The organism is Plantibacter sp. T3, assembly GCF_902506515.1.
In the GTDB taxonomy this organism is placed as follows: domain Bacteria; phylum Actinomycetota; class Actinomycetes; order Actinomycetales; family Microbacteriaceae; genus Plantibacter; species Plantibacter auratus.
This window is the reverse complement of the sequence record NZ_LR733286.1, coordinates 18,349-33,626: the sequence shown is the minus strand read 5'-3', so window position 1 is coordinate 33,626 and position 15,278 is coordinate 18,349. Positions and strand designations below refer to the sequence as shown.

General features: G+C 70.8%; 14 protein-coding genes. 12 read left to right on the top strand and 2 right to left on the bottom strand.

Features of this window, described 5'->3' with window-relative positions; translation table 11 throughout:
- The first annotated feature begins 16 nt into the window (after positions 1-16).
- The 5 genes from GV015_RS00155 to ccsB are packed head-to-tail and all read left to right on the top strand — an operon-like array spanning position 17 to position 4,703.
- Complete coding sequence (locus GV015_RS00155) at positions 17-652, top strand: histidine phosphatase family protein (RefSeq protein WP_159875741.1); 636 nt, start codon at positions 17-19, stop codon at positions 650-652.
- The gene (locus tag GV015_RS00150) at positions 652-1,260 is read left to right on the top strand and encodes a TlpA disulfide reductase family protein (protein ID WP_159875739.1); all 609 of its coding nucleotides are present in this window, start codon (positions 652-654) and stop codon (positions 1,258-1,260) included. The genes GV015_RS00155 and GV015_RS00150 overlap by 1 nt, the downstream gene beginning before the upstream one ends.
- Positions 1,257-2,003 carry a cytochrome c biogenesis CcdA family protein gene (locus GV015_RS00145; RefSeq protein WP_064294602.1) on the top strand — a complete coding sequence of 249 codons (747 nt, stop codon included), beginning with the start codon at positions 1,257-1,259 and terminating at the stop codon, positions 2,001-2,003. Before GV015_RS00150 ends, GV015_RS00145 begins: the two co-directional genes overlap by 4 nt.
- Positions 1,987-3,651, top strand: a complete 1,665-nt coding sequence (locus tag GV015_RS00140; RefSeq protein WP_159875737.1) for a cytochrome c biogenesis protein ResB — start codon at positions 1,987-1,989, stop codon at positions 3,649-3,651. The genes GV015_RS00145 and GV015_RS00140 overlap by 17 nt, the downstream gene beginning before the upstream one ends.
- Entirely contained in the window at positions 3,648-4,703 is a 1,056-nt protein-coding gene (ccsB, locus tag GV015_RS00135) for a c-type cytochrome biogenesis protein CcsB (RefSeq protein WP_079706648.1), read from the top strand. The genes GV015_RS00140 and ccsB overlap by 4 nt, the downstream gene beginning before the upstream one ends.
- Positions 4,704-4,719: 16 nt before the next feature.
- On the opposite strand, the gene GV015_RS00130 is transcribed toward ccsB, so the two are convergent.
- Positions 4,720-5,697 (bottom strand): o-succinylbenzoate synthase, encoded by a 978-nt coding sequence (locus GV015_RS00130; protein WP_159875735.1) that lies wholly within the window; start codon positions 5,695-5,697, stop codon positions 4,720-4,722.
- A 62-nt stretch (positions 5,698-5,759) separates the two neighbouring features.
- Here GV015_RS00130 and GV015_RS00125 point away from each other — a divergent pair, with 62 nt between their 5' ends.
- The 5 genes from GV015_RS00125 to GV015_RS00105 all read left to right on the top strand — a co-directional run bounded on the left by GV015_RS00125 (position 5,760) and on the right by GV015_RS00105 (position 12,730).
- Positions 5,760-7,247, top strand: coding sequence for a hypothetical protein (locus GV015_RS00125; protein ID WP_159875733.1), 1,488 nt, complete (start codon positions 5,760-5,762; stop codon positions 7,245-7,247).
- Between the two features lie 16 nt (positions 7,248-7,263).
- On the top strand, positions 7,264-8,190 hold the full coding sequence (locus GV015_RS00120; protein ID WP_064294597.1) for a 1,4-dihydroxy-2-naphthoyl-CoA synthase: 927 nt from the start codon (positions 7,264-7,266) through the stop codon (positions 8,188-8,190).
- 57 nt (positions 8,191-8,247) lie between these two features.
- Positions 8,248-9,408, top strand: a complete 1,161-nt coding sequence (locus GV015_RS00115) for an AMP-binding protein (RefSeq protein WP_159875731.1) — start codon at positions 8,248-8,250, stop codon at positions 9,406-9,408.
- A 106-nt stretch (positions 9,409-9,514) separates the two neighbouring features.
- Complete coding sequence (locus GV015_RS00110) at positions 9,515-11,656, top strand: acyltransferase family protein (protein WP_236555256.1); 2,142 nt, start codon at positions 9,515-9,517, stop codon at positions 11,654-11,656.
- Positions 11,657-11,695: 39 nt separating this feature from the next.
- Positions 11,696-12,730 (top strand): 1,4-dihydroxy-2-naphthoate polyprenyltransferase, encoded by a 1,035-nt coding sequence (locus GV015_RS00105; protein WP_079706653.1) that lies wholly within the window; start codon positions 11,696-11,698, stop codon positions 12,728-12,730.
- On the opposite strand, the gene GV015_RS00100 is transcribed toward GV015_RS00105, so the two are convergent.
- Positions 12,671-13,015 (bottom strand): DUF4229 domain-containing protein, encoded by a 345-nt coding sequence (locus tag GV015_RS00100; protein ID WP_079706654.1) that lies wholly within the window; start codon positions 13,013-13,015, stop codon positions 12,671-12,673. The genes GV015_RS00105 and GV015_RS00100 overlap by 60 nt on opposite strands.
- A gap of 71 nt (positions 13,016-13,086) precedes the next feature.
- Between GV015_RS00100 and GV015_RS00095 the strand changes: the two genes are divergently transcribed.
- Together GV015_RS00095 and menD are read left to right on the top strand one after the other, a co-directional pair.
- Positions 13,087-13,509 carry a PLD nuclease N-terminal domain-containing protein gene (locus tag GV015_RS00095; protein ID WP_124767392.1) on the top strand — a complete coding sequence of 141 codons (423 nt, stop codon included), beginning with the start codon at positions 13,087-13,089 and terminating at the stop codon, positions 13,507-13,509.
- Positions 13,506-15,242: a 2-succinyl-5-enolpyruvyl-6-hydroxy-3-cyclohexene-1-carboxylic-acid synthase gene (gene menD, locus GV015_RS00090; RefSeq protein WP_159875727.1), complete on the top strand. Its 1,737-nt coding sequence runs from the start codon at positions 13,506-13,508 to the stop codon at positions 15,240-15,242. Before GV015_RS00095 ends, menD begins: the two co-directional genes overlap by 4 nt.
- Positions 15,243-15,278 lie beyond the last annotated feature (36 nt).

Here is a 15,278-nt window from a genome sequence, read left to right as displayed (position 1 = left end):
AACGTACACTTGAAGGGTGGTAGCCGACCAGATCCATCTCGTGCGTCACGGCGAGGTGCACAATCCTTCTCGTGTGCTCTACGGTCGACTCCCCGCATTCCGACTGTCGGAGCTCGGCGAGCGCATGGCGCAGGCCGCCGCGGACGACCTCGTGAGCCGTGATCGCACGGTGGGCGCGCTCTACGCGTCTCCGCTGCAGCGCACCCAGGAGTCTGCAGCGCCGGTCGCCGCAGCGTTCGGGCTCGCCGTCGTCGCCGAGCCGCGCGTGATCGAACCGTTCAACGAGTTCGAGGGCAAGCGCATGAGCCGCGCCCTGAAGAACCCGCTCAACTGGCCCAAGCTCCGCAACCCGTCCCGCCCGAGCTGGGGCGAGCCGTACGCGTCGATCGTCAACCGCATGACCGCGGCCGTCGAGGACGCTTGGCGCGCGACGCCGTCGGGCGACGTCGTCATCGTCAGCCACCAGCTGCCGATCTGGATGCTCCACAGCTCCGTCGTCGGGGCGCCCTATCGTCACGACCCGCGGAAGCGACGCTGCGCCCTGTCGAGCATCACCACCTTCGAACGGACCGAGCAAGGCTTCGTCGAGGTCGGCTACGTCGATCCGGCGGCCCGTCTGTCGTCCGGCGCGACCGATGTCGGGGCCGTCTGATGGCCCGCCGATCGAGGACGTCCGCCGTCGCCGCCGTCTTGGCCGTCGGGGCACTCCTGCTCACGGCGTGCGGGAGCGATCCGCTCGCCGAGCAGTACCGCGAGGGCAGCAGCAAGGGGTACGTCGCGGGCGACGGCAGCGTGACCGAGGTCGCGCTCGACGACCGTGGCGAGTCGATCAGCTTCTCGGGCGTCGGCGAGGACGGCGAGCAGATCTCCTCCGCGGACCACGCGGGCCAGGTCATGGTCGTGAACTTCTGGTACGCCGCCTGCGCACCCTGCCGCGCGGAGGCGAAGGATCTGCAGGCGCTCAACGAGGCGTACACCGACCAGGGCGCCACCTTCATCGGGGTCAACGTCCGCGACACCGCCGACACCGCGAAGGCGTTCAACGGCACCTTCGGCATCACCTACCCCTCCATCCTCGACGTCGACAGCGGGGAGGCGAAGCTCGCCTTCACGGGCAGCGTCCCGCCGAACGCGGTGCCGACCACCATCGTCCTCGACGCCCAAGGTCGGGTCGCCGCACGCATCCTCGGGCAGCTGCAGGACCGCACCATCCTCGACACCCTCATCCGCGACACGATCGCCGAGAGCGCCCCAGAGTGACCCCCGGCGAGCTCGTCTACGGCGGCCAGCTCCTCGTGGCGATCCCGATCGCCATCGCGGCCGGTCTGCTGTCCTTCCTCTCGCCGTGCGTCCTGCCGCTCGTCCCCGGCTATCTCGGATACGTCGGCGGCATGACGACGGTGGAGGAAGGGCGCTCCGGTGCGGGTCGCCGGCGCGTGTTGCTCGGCGTCAGTCTCTTCATCCTCGGCTTCACCGTCGTGTTCGTGGCGATCGCGGCGTTCGTCGGGACGATCGGCGCCTGGTTCGTCGAGTGGGAGGGCGTCATCACCCGCGTCCTCGGTGCGGTCGTCATCCTCATGGGACTCATCTTCATCGGCCAGTTCTCCCGGCTGCAGCGCACGGTGCGCACCAGCTGGGCACCCGCCACCGGCCTCGCCGGCGCGCCGCTGCTCGGCTTCGTCTTCGCCATCGGCTGGACGCCCTGCCTCGGCCCGACGCTCACCGCGATCAGCGCGCTCTCCCTCTCGGGCGGCTCCGCGTGGCGCGGAGCGCTCCTCGGGCTGTTCTACTGCCTCGGTCTCGGTATCCCCTTCCTGCTCGTCGCACTCGGACTCGGTTGGGTCACGGGGTCGTTGGCGTTCCTCAAACGGCACATCCGCACGATCAACATCATCGGCGGCGTGCTCCTCATCGTGATCGGTGTGTTGATGGTGTCTGGTCTCTGGTCCGCTTGGATGTACTCGTTGCAGGGGGTGATGAGCGGCCTTGTCACGCCCCTCTGATCACATCGATTCCGCCGCACCGGCTCCGGCCGACGGCATCAACCAGCCGAAGCTCGGGTTCGTCGGTTGGCTCCGCTTCTTCTGGCGTCAGCTCACGAGCATGCGCACGGCGCTCTTCCTGCTGCTGCTCCTCGCCATCGCCGCGGTGCCCGGATCGCTCGTCCCGCAACGGTCGAGCGACCCGAACGGCGTCACCCAGTACTTCACCGACAACCCGGACCTCGCGCCCATCCTCGACAAGGTGCAGGCGTTCGACGTCTACAGTTCGGCCTGGTTCTCCGCGATCTACCTGCTGCTGTTCATCTCGCTCATCGGCTGTGTGATCCCGCGGACGAAGCACCACTGGCTCGCCCTGCGCTCCCGCCCGCCGCGGACGCCCGCGCGCCTGTCTCGGCTCTCCGCGTTCGAGCGTCGCAGCGACGACAGCGGCGCGACCGCCACCGAGCTCATCGACGACGCGACGAAGCAGTTGAAGCGCCAGGGCTACCGCGTCGAGCGTTACGACGCCGAGGGGTCCGCATCGGTGTCCGCCGAGCGCGGCTTCCTCCGCGAGACCGGCAACCTCGTCTTCCACTCGGCCCTCGTCGGCATCCTCGTGACGGTCGGCTTCGGCGGCGGCTTCGGCTTCTCCGGTCAGCGCGTGCTCGTCGAGGGACAGACCTTCGTCAACACCCTGCTCGACTACGACTCCTTCAACCCCGGCCGCTTCTTCAACGAGTCGGAGCTGGCCCCCTACAAGTTGACGCTCGACGAGTTCGGCGTCACCTACGAGACCGAGAACCTCGACGCGTACGGGCAGGCGATCGACTACCGCGCGAAGGTCACGACGACCTCGCCCGGCGGGAAGCCGCAGGACGCGACGATCAAGGTCAACGATCCGCTGCGGTTCGAGGGCACCGACGTTTACCTGCTCGGCAACGGCTACGCGCCGACGATCACCGTCCGCGATCCCGAGGGCAAGGTCGTGTTCAGCGACTCCATCCCGTTCCTGCCGCAGGACGCCCAGCTCACCTCGCTCGGCATCGTCAAGGTCCCGGACGGCCTGGCGGAGCAGCTCGGCATGATCGGGTTCTTCTACCCGACGCAGGCCGCGTCCAAGCCGCCGTTCTTCTCGTCCTACCCCGACCTCGCCTACCCGGTGCTGACGCTCAACGTCTACTCCGGCGACCTCGGTATCAACGCCGGTGCTCCGAAGTCGGTCTACGCGCTCGACGTCGACGACATGAAGCAGCTCACGGGCGGCGACACCGGCGTCGAGTCGATCGAACTCTCGCCTGGCCAGATCACGGACCTCCCCAACGGCCTCGGCACGGTGTCCTTCGACAACGTCTCGGCCAACCCGTCGACCGAGAACTACGCCGGGTCCGTCAAGCGGTTCGCCTCGTTCGACGTGCACCACGACCCGACCCAGCTGTGGGTGCTCGCGTTCGCCATCCTCGCCCTGTCCGGCCTCATCACCTCACTCTTCGTCGCCAGACGCCGCGTCTGGGTGAAGGCCGTGACCGGGAGCGACGGCACCGTCTCCCTCGAATACGCCGGGCTCGCCCGCGGCGAGGACCCCGGCCTCGAAGCGGCCGTCGCGGCGATCGCCGAAGCGCACAGTCCAACGCCTGTCTCGTCCGAACCCGAAGGTAGAATCACCCCGTGACCCTCGTCGAAATCTCGAACCTCTGCCTCTGGTCGGCCGTCGCCGTCTACGCGCTGGCGTTCATCGCCTTCACGTTCGACCTCGCGCGCCGCAGCGCCGAGGTCACCGCGGCGATCGACGCGGCCGAGCGGGCTGAGCTGGAACGGTCGGCAGCCGCCGAGGAACGCGTCGGTGCACTCGCCTCCGCCGCGGCGCGGACCGCCGCACCGATCGTCACGAGCGACGGTGTCCCGCGCAAGACCCGCCGTCCCTCGGACGAGCCCGAGCAGCAGGCGTCGCGCAAGTCGCCGAGCCTCCGGGTCGGAGTCTCGCTCACCGTCATCGCCTTCCTCCTCCACCTCGTCGCGGACGTGACGCGCGGTATCGCCGCCGGTCGTGTCCCGTGGGCGAACATGTACGAGTTCGCGATGACGGGCACGCTGCTCATCGTCGCGGTGTTCCTCGTGGTCATCGCGCGCGTGGACCTCCGGTTCCTCGGCAGCTTCGTGATCGGCCTCGTGACCGTGCTCCTCGGCCTCGCGACCGCGAACTTCTACGTCGAGGTCGTCCCGCTGCCGCCGGCGCTGCAGTCGGCGTGGCTCGTCATCCACGTGTTCGTCGCGAGCCTCGGCACGGCGTTCTTCGCCATCGGCTTCGCGTTGAGCGTCGTGCAGCTCCTGCAGGGGCGTCGCGAGCGCCGGCTCGGGCTCGTGCAGCCCACCCAGAGCTCCGGGCGTCTCCGCTTCCTGCTCACCCTCCCGAACGCGGAGCGTCTCGAGAACCTCGCCTACCGCGTCAACATCATCGGCTTCATCTTCTGGACGTTCACGCTCATGGCCGGTGCCATCTGGGCTGAGCGCGCCTGGGGTCGATACTGGGGCTGGGACACCAAAGAGGTGTGGACCTTCATCATCTGGGTGATCTTCGCCGGGTACATCCATGCCAGGGCGACGCGCGGCTGGCGCGGATCACGCGCGGCCACGCTCGCCATCATCGGCTTCAGTGCCGTGATGTTCAACTTCGTCGTGGTCAACGTGTTCTTCAAGGGTCTGCACGCCTACAGCGGCCTGTAAGCCCCTGCGCCGGGCCTCAGCCGAGCAACGCGTGCGTGCGGCGGAGCCGGTCGAGCCACCAGGCGGTCCGCTCCGGTGACGCCGTGAAGTGCTCGAGGAGATCGACGTCCACCTCGACGCGCCGAACGGCGATGCCGCCGTCCACGGGATCGAGCGGTGCGGTCGTCACGTCGCCGCCGAGGAGCGCGGTGGTGGCGAGCCCGCAGTCGTAGTCGAGTTCCGGCAGGGCCGCCGCGAGGTGGGCCCCCATGGAGATGCCGACGGAGGTGTCCAGCGCGCTCGAGACGACGATCGGCAGGCCGGCCTCGCCCGCGATGCGGAGCGCGGCGTGCACGCCGCCGAGCGGCTGCGCCTTCACGACGAGCAGGTCGGCGGCGCCGGCGCGAGCTACGGCGAGGGGGTCCTCGGCTTTGCGGACGCTCTCGTCCGCCGCGATGGCGACGTCCAGGGAGGAGACCCGTTCACGGATCTCGGCGAGTTCCGCGACGGTCGCGCAGGGTTGCTCGACGTACTCGAGGTCGAAGGGTTCGAGGGCGCGGATGGCGTGTTCGGCCTCGTCGACGTTCCAGTTGGTGTTGGCGTCCACGCGGAGTCGACCCTCGGGTCCGATGGCCCGCCGGACGGCGGCGACGCGCGCGACGTCGTCGGCCAGCACCTGCCCGCGCTCGGCCACCTTCACCTTCGCGGTCCGGCAGCCCGGGAAGCGGGAGAGGATCGACGGCACGTCCGCCGCGTCCACCGCCGGGACCGTCGCGTTCACGAGGATGCGATCCCGGTGGAGGGGCGGGAGGTCCGACCAGCCGAAGTCGATGGCGGCCCGCAGCCACGCGGCTGACTCCTGGTCGTCGTACTCGACGAAGGGGGAGAACTCCGTCCACCCGGCGGGCCCGCGGAGGAGGACGGCCTCGCGGGTGTCGATGCCCCGGAACCGGACGCGGAGGGGGATGGAGACCACGCGGGCGGTGGCGAGGACGTCGTCGAGGTTCGGTTGCATGACCCCATCCTGCACCCGGACGTCGGAAGCCGTTGCGGGACGCCCATGACACAATCGATCCCGTGCCGCTGTTCTCCCGACGCAAGCCGACGCCAGGCGATCGGCGAAGCGTGCCCGCGGACGAACCCGCCGCCTTCTCGGTGCCCGAGCCGATCTTCGAGCCGAGCCCCGAGGCCGAGGTGCTCCCGGTGATCGAGGAATCGCCCGGCGGATCCTCCGACGAGCCGCGCGATCCGAACGCCCCGCCGATCCCCGGGGCGCCGCCGGCAGCCGCGTCCTCGACCGCGCAAGCGCCTGCCGCCCCGGAACGCACGCCCGAGGAGCTGGAGGCGGAGACCGCCCGGTTCCGTCGTCCGGGGTCCCGGGGACGACGGACGCCGCGGCAGCCCGCATCACGGAAGCCGTCGTCGCGTCGTCAGCGGAAGGCGGCGGAGCGCGCGGCTGCCTCGCAACCCAAGTCTGCGGCGATCCCGGCCGACGACGGCGAGCGGACTCCGGCGGCCCACCCGCCTGCCGCCGGTGCATCCCCGACGGGTCGGGACGAACTCGGCGCGCGGAGTCGGGGTGTCGTCGCCTCCTTCTCGCCGCTCGCCCTGCTCGGCGCGGTGGTGGCCGTCACCCTCTTCACCGTCCTGCTGGCCGTGAGCTACCGGCCCGGCGAGGGGGCCTGGGCCATCCTCGTGGCGTTCGTCCTCGTCGTCGTCGTGCAGATCGTGCTGCTCATCGGGAGTGTCATCGTCATCCGCCGGAAGGTGCGGCGCCGCTGGGGTGTGCTGGCGCTGGTGCTCATCCTCGTCGTCAACCCCGTCACGGCGATGGCGGTCGGCGGTCTCTCCCCGGATCGGGCCGGGAATGGTGCCTCCGCCGGTGGCAGCGGCGACGAGGAGCACGACCCGATCTGGGACACCTACCCGGGGTCCGCCTACGTCGACGCGAAGGAGACCCTCGACGGGCCGAGCTACGAGGACTTCGTCGGGACGTCCGACGAGATGCTCGCGGAGATTCGGACGGCCCTGACCGCCGAGTTCGGCTTCGACTGGGTGGAGCGACAGCCCGCCGAGACGGAGGTCGATCAGAACGGGTACGGCGGGGACTCCATGCTCTTCGAGTACACGGCACCGGTGTGGCAGACGACGACGACCGTGCGCACCTTCGAGGAGAAGTCGCGGGTCGTCGAGCTGATCCGGCAGGTGCTGCTCCGCTACGGGATCGCGAACCTCGACATGCAGAACGCACCGTCCTCCTGGCGTGAGCCGGGCGAGCTCACCGAGCGGTACGGCGGTGAGACCCTCGACACCCAGGCACTGTGGGACCTGCACACCTACAACGCCATCACGGGGGCCGGCGACTTCCGGACGAGCATCGTCGACCTCACGCTCGACTCGGCCGGCACGGTCGCGAAGGACCGCGAGTTCGACGTCGACTACTACGACATGGCGGCGGAGGGCATCGAGCTGCACCTCGACTCGTATGCGCTCCTGAAGGAGGCGGACCGCGCCGACTACCTGGAGGCGCTCAAGCCCTATGCGGACCTCGACAAGCCGAAGTAGTGCCTAGGCTGGACGCATGAGCGATCGAGTGTCCGAACTGTTCGACCCGGAGATCTGGGACGTCGTACCGGGGTTCGAGGACCTCACCGATCTGACGTACCACGTCGCGCGCGAGGGCGGCTTCGTGCGCATCGCGTTCGACCGCCCCGAGGTGCGCAACGCCTTCCGCCCGCACACCGTCGACGAGCTGTACCGCGCGCTCGACCACGCTCGCCAGAGCCCGACGGTCGGGGTGGTGCTGCTCACCGGCAACGGTCCGAGCGCGAAGGACGGCGGCTGGGCGTTCTGCTCGGGCGGCGACCAGCGCATCCGTGGTCGCGACGGCTACCGGTACGCGAGCGACGACGCCGCGGACGACGAGACGGCGAGCGGCATCGACGCCGCGCGCAACGGTCGCCTGCACATCCTCGAGGTCCAGCGCCTCATCCGCTTCATGCCGAAGGTCGTCATCAACCTCGTTCCCGGGTGGTCCGCGGGCGGTGGGCACTCCCTCGGCGTCGTGTGCGACCTGTCGATCGCGAGTCGGGAACACGCGCGGTTCAAGCAGACCGACGCCGACGTCGGTTCCTTCGACGCGGGGTACGGGAGCGCGTACTTCGCCAAGCAGGTGGGTCAGAAGTTCGCCCGCGAGGTGTTCTTCCTCGCCCAGGAGTACGACGCGGAGCGCGCGCTGCAGGCGGGCGCGATCAACGCGGTCGTCCCGCACGCCGAGCTCGAGCAGACGGGCGTCGCCTGGGCCCGCACCATCCTCGGCAAGTCACCGACCGCCATCCGCATGCTGAAGTTCGCCTTCAACGCCGTCGACGACGGTCTCGTCGGCCAGCAGGTCTTCGCGGGCGAGGCCACCCGCCTCGCCTACGGCACCGACGAGGCGGTGGAGGGGCGCGACGCCTTCCTGGAGAAGCGCAAGCCGGACTGGGCTCCGTTCCCCTGGCAGTTCTGAGCTGCCTGACCGCGAGGAGTCGGCGGAGCGCCGACGCACCCGGCGTACGCTGAATCCATGACCCGTCAGCTGCTCCCCGTCGACGCGTCCGCCTCGGCGATGCTCGCAGCCCTGGAGACGGCGCTCGACGGCTCCGGACCCGCGGTCCTCCCGATGCAACCCGGATCGTCCGCGGCACCGGCCGTGGTCGACGACCGGGTGGCCCTCGTGATCGAGACGTCCGGTTCAACGGGCGTACCGAAGCGGGTCGCCCTCTCGGCTGAGGCCCTCCTGGCCAGCGCGGCGGGTTCCGCGGTGGCTCTGGGTGGCCCTGAGGCCCATCGCCGTTCGTCCCAGTGGATCCTGGCACTCCCGACGCACTACATCGCCGGCGTCAACGTGCTACTCCGGTCGATCGTCGCCGGGACCAGGCCGCTCGAGGCACCGACAGGGTCGTTCGACGCCCGGGCGTTCTGCGGACTCGTCGAGCGGCTCGACGCCGATGCCGGATTCGCCGCCCTCGTACCGGCACAACTGCGCATGCTCGTCGACGCCGCCGAGACGAGCACCTCCGTGCGTGACGCGCTCGCCGGACTCGCCGGGCTGCTCGTCGGGGGACAGGCCACCCCCGCTCCGCTGCTCGAACGGTCCGCAGCGCTCGGCATCCGCGTCGTGCGGAGTTACGGCTCGAGCGAGACCTCCGGCGGCTGTCTGTACGACGGCGTGCCGTTCGCCGGTGTCGAACCCCGGCTGGTGAACGGGGAGCTCCTCATCGCCGGACCGGTCCTTGCCGATGGCTACCTCGGCGAACCGGACCGCACGGCGACCGCCTTCCCGGACGACGGCGGCCGCCGGTGGTACCGCACCGGCGACACCGCCGAGCTCGTCGACGGCGTCGTCCGGGTGACCGGTCGGGCCGACAACGTGATCATCAGCGGCGGGGTGAACATCTCCCTCGACCGGGTGCAAGCGGTCGTCCGGTCGGTGCCGGGGCTGGCCGAGGCCGTCGTCGTCGCCGTCCCCGACGAGCGGTTCGGCCAGGCGTCCGTGATCGTGACGGGGGTCGGGACCCCCTTGGGCCAGCGCCCGGACGACGCGCTGCTGCAGACCGCCCGAGACGCCGTCGCGGAGGCGCTCGGCCGCCCGGCGCGCCCCGCCCGACTGGTCCGTCTGGCCGAGCTGCCGCTGCTCGCGAGCGGCAAACCCGACCTCGTCGCACTCCGCTCACGATTGGGTTGAGCCCGTCCTCCGAGTGACCGCGAGGGCCGGTTTGCGGGCGGTTGTCGCATAGGGCATGCTCTCCCATGCGTGTCGACGAGCGACCGCAGCCGGGGGACGACGACAGGTGACAACGGGGACCGACACGGGCGCTGCGCCCACGAGGCCGACCACGGCGTTCCGCGCCGACATCCAGGGGATGCGGGCGCTCGCCGTGACCGCGGTGATCCTCGCCCACGCGACCGGCTGGCCGGCCGGCGGCTTCGTGGGCGTGGACGTGTTCTTCGTGATCTCCGGCTTCCTCATCACCGGGTTGCTCCTGCGCGAGCACGAGCGTTCCGGACGCATCTCCCTGCCGGCCTTCTTCGGGCGGCGGATCAAGCGGATCCTGCCCGCGTCGCTCGTCGTCCTGGCCGCGACCGTCGCGCTGGCGGCGTGGCTGTTCAACGCCCCGCGGGCGCTCGCGACCTGGTGGGACGCGGTGTCGGCCGCACTGCTCGTCTCGAACTGGCGTTTCGAGGCGTCGGGCACCGACTACTTCCACGCGACGGACGCCGCGTCACCGCTGCAGCACTTCTGGTCCCTCTCGATCGAGGAGCAGTTCTACCTCGTGTGGCCGGTGCTGCTCGTCGTCCTGCTCGCCGTCGCGGCCCGCGGAGCCAGACCCGTGCTGCGCTCGCGCATCGTCGTCGGTGGCGTCCTCGTCGTCCTCATCGCGGCTTCGTTCGCCGTCGCCGTGTGGCAGTCGGGGGCGGCCCCGCAGGCCGCCTACTTCGCGACCGGCGCGCGAGTGTGGGAGCTGGGGGCCGGCGCACTCCTGGCCGTGCTTGCGCCGCTCCTCGGCCGACTGCCGATGGCGCTCCGGGTGGTCGCCGGGTGGGCGGGGCTCGTCGGCATCGTCGCGTCCGCGCTGCTCATCACCGGGTCGATCGGGTTCCCCGGCCCCTGGGCGGTCGCCCCCGTCGCCGCCGCGATGCTGCTCATCGCCGCCGGGACCGGAGCCGGCCCGGCGTACTCGCGCTGGATCTTCCCGCTCGCGAACCCGCTGGGCCGTGGCGTCGGAGCGATCTCCTATTCGCTCTACCTCTGGCACCTCCCGATCCTCGTGTTCGTACCGATGCTCGTCCCCGACACCGCCCTCAGCACGGTCCCGGGGATGCTCGGGCTCATCCTCGGGGTCTCGGTGCTCTCCTTCCTGCTCATCGAACAGCCGTTGCACCGCACGCCACTCGTGGGTTCCTTCCACGGCGACCGCGACGCCAGGGACGCCGCCTGGGCCGCCTGGCGCGAGCGGTTCGCCTCCCAGTTCCTCTACTCGGCGGTCGGACTCGTGATCGTCGCCGGGCTCGCGGTGATCGCCATCGGCCCCGCGCTCCGCATGCCGGTGACCACCGGCGGACCGGCGGCCGTCGCGGCTCCGGCCGGAGACCCGCTCCAGGGCATCGCCGCCGAGCTGCAACTCGCGAGCCAGGCCTCGGCGTGGCCCGACAACCTCTCGCCGAGCCTCGACGACGCGATCCGCGCGACCTCGAGCACCAACCCCGCCCGGTCCTGTTTCGACCTGGGTTCGACGCCCGACGACGGTTCGTGCACCTGGGGCGATGCGTCCGCGCCGAAGCACGTCTACCTCGTCGGCGACTCGACCGCGCTCGCCTACGCGCCGGCGTTCCGCGCGATCGCGGATCAGAGCGGTGGGGCGGTGCGGATCACCACCATCGGCCTCTACGGGTGCCGCTTCACGCAGGACCTCATCCAGAACAGCGGCGCCGGGGTCATGGACGACTGCCCGACGCGCAAGCACGACATCGCCGAACGCATCGCCGCGGACCAGCCCGACCTCGTGATCGTCTCGAACGCGTTCGCCGCGGGCCGCACCACCGACGGCCGATCGCTCGACACGACGTCGATGGTCGCGTCGGCGCTCGCCGAGACGGCGGGGTATCAGGTCCCGGGCCGCGTCGTGTTCCTCGCGCCGCCGCCGCTCGGTGCGGATCTCGGTTCCTGCTACTCGCGGGTGTCCATTCCGCAGGACTGCGCCGTCGGCGTCGACGCCGCCTGGAACGACTTCGCCGCGGCGACCGAGTCGGCGGCGGGAGCAGCCGGGGAACGCTTCGTCTCGTCGCTCCCGTTCAGCTGCGCGGATGGCGTCTGCCCGGCGTTCGCCGGGACAACGCCGACGAAGTACGACAGCGTGCATCTCACCCCGGCGTTCGCCGAGCACATCGCTCCGGCGATCCTCCAGACGCTCCAGGCCGCCGGGGCCCTGTGACGCCGTCCGCCCCGAGGCTCCGCGGGTAGACTCGCCGTCGTGGCACATGGAGCACGGCCGGCAGCGCCGAAACAGCAGAAGACGTCCGCACCGCGCAGCACGGCGGGTCGTGGCGCGAACGGTGGACGATCCGGCAACCCCGCACGCGGTGGCGGTCGCAAGGTCCCGCTCGCGAAGCCGGCGACCTTCGGCGACTGGGTCGGTGCGGCCCGGATCCGTACGCTGCCGATGGCCGTCGCCCCCGTGCTCATCGGCACCGGTGCCGCGACGATCATCGCGGGCCCCGGGGTCTACCACCCGGTCCGCGCGCTGCTCTGCCTCGTCGTCGCGCTCGCGCTGCAGATCGGCGTCAACTACGCCAACGACTACTCCGACGGCATCCGCGGAACGGACGACCTACGGGTCGGCCCGAGCCGACTGACCGGTTCCGGCGCGGCGAAGCCCAAGACGGTCCTGACCGTCGCGCTCGTGTTCTTCGGTATCGCGGCGGTGGCCGGCATCGTCCTCACGATCCTCACTCAGTTCTGGTGGCTGCTCCTCGTCGGGGCGGTCGCGATCGTCGCCGCCTGGTTCTACACGGGCGGGAAGCGCCCCTACGGGTACTTCGCGCTCGGCGAGGTCTTCGTCTTCGTGTTCTTCGGCCTCGTCGCCACGCTCGGCACGACCTTCGTCCAGGTCGGGACCGTGAACCAGGAGGCATGGTTCGGCGCGATCGGCGCGGGCCTCATCGCCTGCGCGGCGCTCGTCGTCAACAACCTCCGCGACCTCGAACAGGACAAGGCGGTCGGCAAGCGCACCCTGTCGACGTTCATCGGCCGGATCGCGTCGAAGGTGCTCTACTGCGTCCTGCTGCTCGTGCCGTTTGGCATCGCCGCGTTCCTCGCGCTCTTCTACCCGATCGCCTGGTTCACCATGTTCGCGCTGCTCGCCGCCATCCCGGCGTGCGTGATCGTGCTGTTCTCCACGACGGCCAGGGAGCAGATCCTGGTGCTCAAGCTGACGGGGCTCGTGCAGCTAGCGTTCGGGGTGATCCTCGGTCTGGCGTTCTTCTACACGCCCGGCATCGCCGGCTGACGACGCTTCCGGTGCCGCCGCGCTCGCATCGAGCGCTGCGTCCTCGGAGTCCTCGTCGTCGTGCGGCGTCGGCTTGTCGCCGTGCCGACGGGCGTAGAGCTCCTGCGCGACGGTCTCCCGCGGGGTGCGCAGGAAGATGTAGGACACGCAGAGTCCGATGATCGCGGCGATGATCGCGGCGACCCAGGGCTGCAGACCCGTGAGGAAGACGAGGAGCAGGAGCGGCACCACGAAAGCCAACAGGCGGAGGATGGTGTACCGGACGGCGGCGGGAACGCGTTTCACCAGACAAGTCTAGGCGTCCCGCCTGAAGGCAACCCCAGGTAATCACGTCACCTGGCGTTTACGATGGAGACATGGTTCGTCTCTGGATCGGCCTCGCCGTCGCGGCAGTCGTGTTCATCGTGTATTCGGTGGTTGACTGCGCCACGATGCCGCGCGACCGCGTCCGAGGGATCAGCAAGACCTCGTGGATCATCGCCATCCTCCTCCTGCCGGTCATCGGCGGAGTCCTCTGGTGGATCATCGGTCGGGTCCGCGCTCCGAAGGCCGTGCCCCGCGGCTCAGCGCCGGACGACGACCCCGACTTCCTCAAGAAGCTCGACGCCGACCGTGCGCAGACGAAGCGCATCCGCGACCTCGAGGACGAGCTCAACCGCTTCGACGACGAGTCGGGCGACAGCCCGGATGCGACGACGCACGACGACCCCGCCCCGGGATCCGACACGCCCGACGACGGTTCCGGCCGCAGACCGCCTGGCGCCCCGAGCGCCTCGTGAACTCGTCCGCCGCTCCCGAGCCCGTCGGCTCGGCTCCCTCGTCGAGCCCGGCCAGCGCGTCCGCGTGGGCACTCCTCGACGCGCTCGTCGCCGTGGGTGTCTCCGACGTCGTCGTCTGCCCAGGTTCCCGGTCGCAGGCGCTCGCGCTCGCCGCTGCCGAGCTGGCGGCCTCCGGACGGATCACCCTGCATGTGCGCATCGACGAGCGGGTCGCCGGCTTCCTCGCCTTGGGCCTCGGCGTCGAGACCGACCGCCCGGCCGTCGTGATCACAACCTCGGGGACGGCGACCGCGAACCTGCATCCAGCGGTCCTCGAGGCGCATCACTCGCGCGTCCCGCTCATCGTCCTCACCGCCGACCGGCCGGCCGAGGCGCACGGCATCCGCGCGAACCAGACGACGAAGCAGGACGACCTCTACGGGTTCGCCGCGCGCCTCGCCGTGGTCGTCGAGGCCCCGACCGGTGCCGACGGTGAGCAGGACGCCGCCCGCGATCTCGCCCAGCGGGCGTACCGCGCCGCGACGGACGTCCTCGATCCGGGCCCGGTGCACCTGAACCTCGCCTTCCGGGAGCCGCTCTCGGGCAGCTTCGACCCGGTCGTCGCCGGGGCGACCCCCGACGTCCCGGTCGAGACGGACGCCACCGCGGAAGCACCGCTCTACCCGGGGCGACCGCATCTCGTCCTCGAGCGCGGACCCAGGACCCTCGTCGTCGCCGGGCACCATGCCGGCCCGGCCGCCGAGCAGCTCGCGGCGGACGGCGGATGGCCGCTGATCGCGGAGGTGTCGAGCGGATCCCGGTTCGGGCGGAACGTCATCGCCGCCTACCGGGAGCTGCTCCGCGAGGACGACTACCGCGAGGCCGTCGAGCGCGTCGTCGTCTTCGGCCACCCGACCCTCAGTCGCGAGGTCCCGCTCCTGCTCCAGCAGCCGCAGGTCGAGACGATCGTCGTCGCCCCGGCCGGAGCCGAGGTCTACAACCCCGGACGACGGGCCGACCGGATCGTGTCCTCCGTCTCCGTCGAGGTGGGGCCCGCGGATCGCGCTTGGCTCGGAGCCTGGGTCGTCGGATCCCGCGAACGGGTGGTGGACCCCTCGCCTGCAGCCCCCGATCTCGAGGGGCTGCACTCGACGACTCCCGCCGAGCGACTGGCCTCCGTCCGGGCCGAGCTCGACGCCGTCCGCCTCCCGGTCACCCGCGAGGTCCTCGTCGACGCGGTCTGGCGTGCCACCTGGCCGCACGACCGCCTCGTCGTCGGCGCGTCGAGGCTCATCCGCGTGGCCGACGGTCTCGTCCCCGGCCGCAAGATCAGCGTGCACGCCAACCGCGGACTCGCGGGTATCGACGGCACCATCGCCACCGCCACGGGGATCGCGCTGGCGAGCCAGGCCGACGGTGGTCCCGGTGTGACGCGGGTGCTCCTCGGCGACCTCGCATTCCTCCACGACGTCGGCGCGTTGCTCCTGGACGACGGCGTCGCGCCGCGTCTCCAGGTGATCGTCGGCAACGACGGGGGTGGCACCATCTTCGACGCGCTCGAGGTCGCCCAGAGCGCAGCCGGAGCGCTCTTCGACCGCGTCCAGTACACGCCACAGCACGTCCGGCTGGAGTCGCTCGCGACCGCCTACGGGTGGGAGTACCGCTCGGCCCGCACCCGCACGGAACTCGACCAGGCGTTCACCGCGCCGGTGACCGCTCCCGTCCTCATCGAGGTCCCGCTGCCGCGAGCCTGATCCGCCGGTCCTGCCAGGGGTCGACTTCCGAAGCGA

What these genes read in the sequence shown, in the direction of transcription:
- GV015_RS00150 (WP_159875739.1), top strand. Translation starts at nt 652, where the DNA reads ATGGCCCGCCGATCGAGGACGTCCGCCGTCGCCGCCGTCTTGGCCGTC.
- GV015_RS00130 (WP_159875735.1), bottom strand. Translation starts at nt 5,697, where the DNA reads ATGCAACCGAACCTCGACGACGTCCTCGCCACCGCCCGCGTGGTCTCC.
- GV015_RS00095 (WP_124767392.1), top strand. Translation starts at nt 13,087, where the DNA reads ATGGTTCGTCTCTGGATCGGCCTCGCCGTCGCGGCAGTCGTGTTCATC.
- GV015_RS00115 (WP_159875731.1), top strand. Translation starts at nt 8,248, where the DNA reads ATGACCCGTCAGCTGCTCCCCGTCGACGCGTCCGCCTCGGCGATGCTC.
- GV015_RS00120 (WP_064294597.1), top strand. Translation starts at nt 7,264, where the DNA reads ATGAGCGATCGAGTGTCCGAACTGTTCGACCCGGAGATCTGGGACGTC.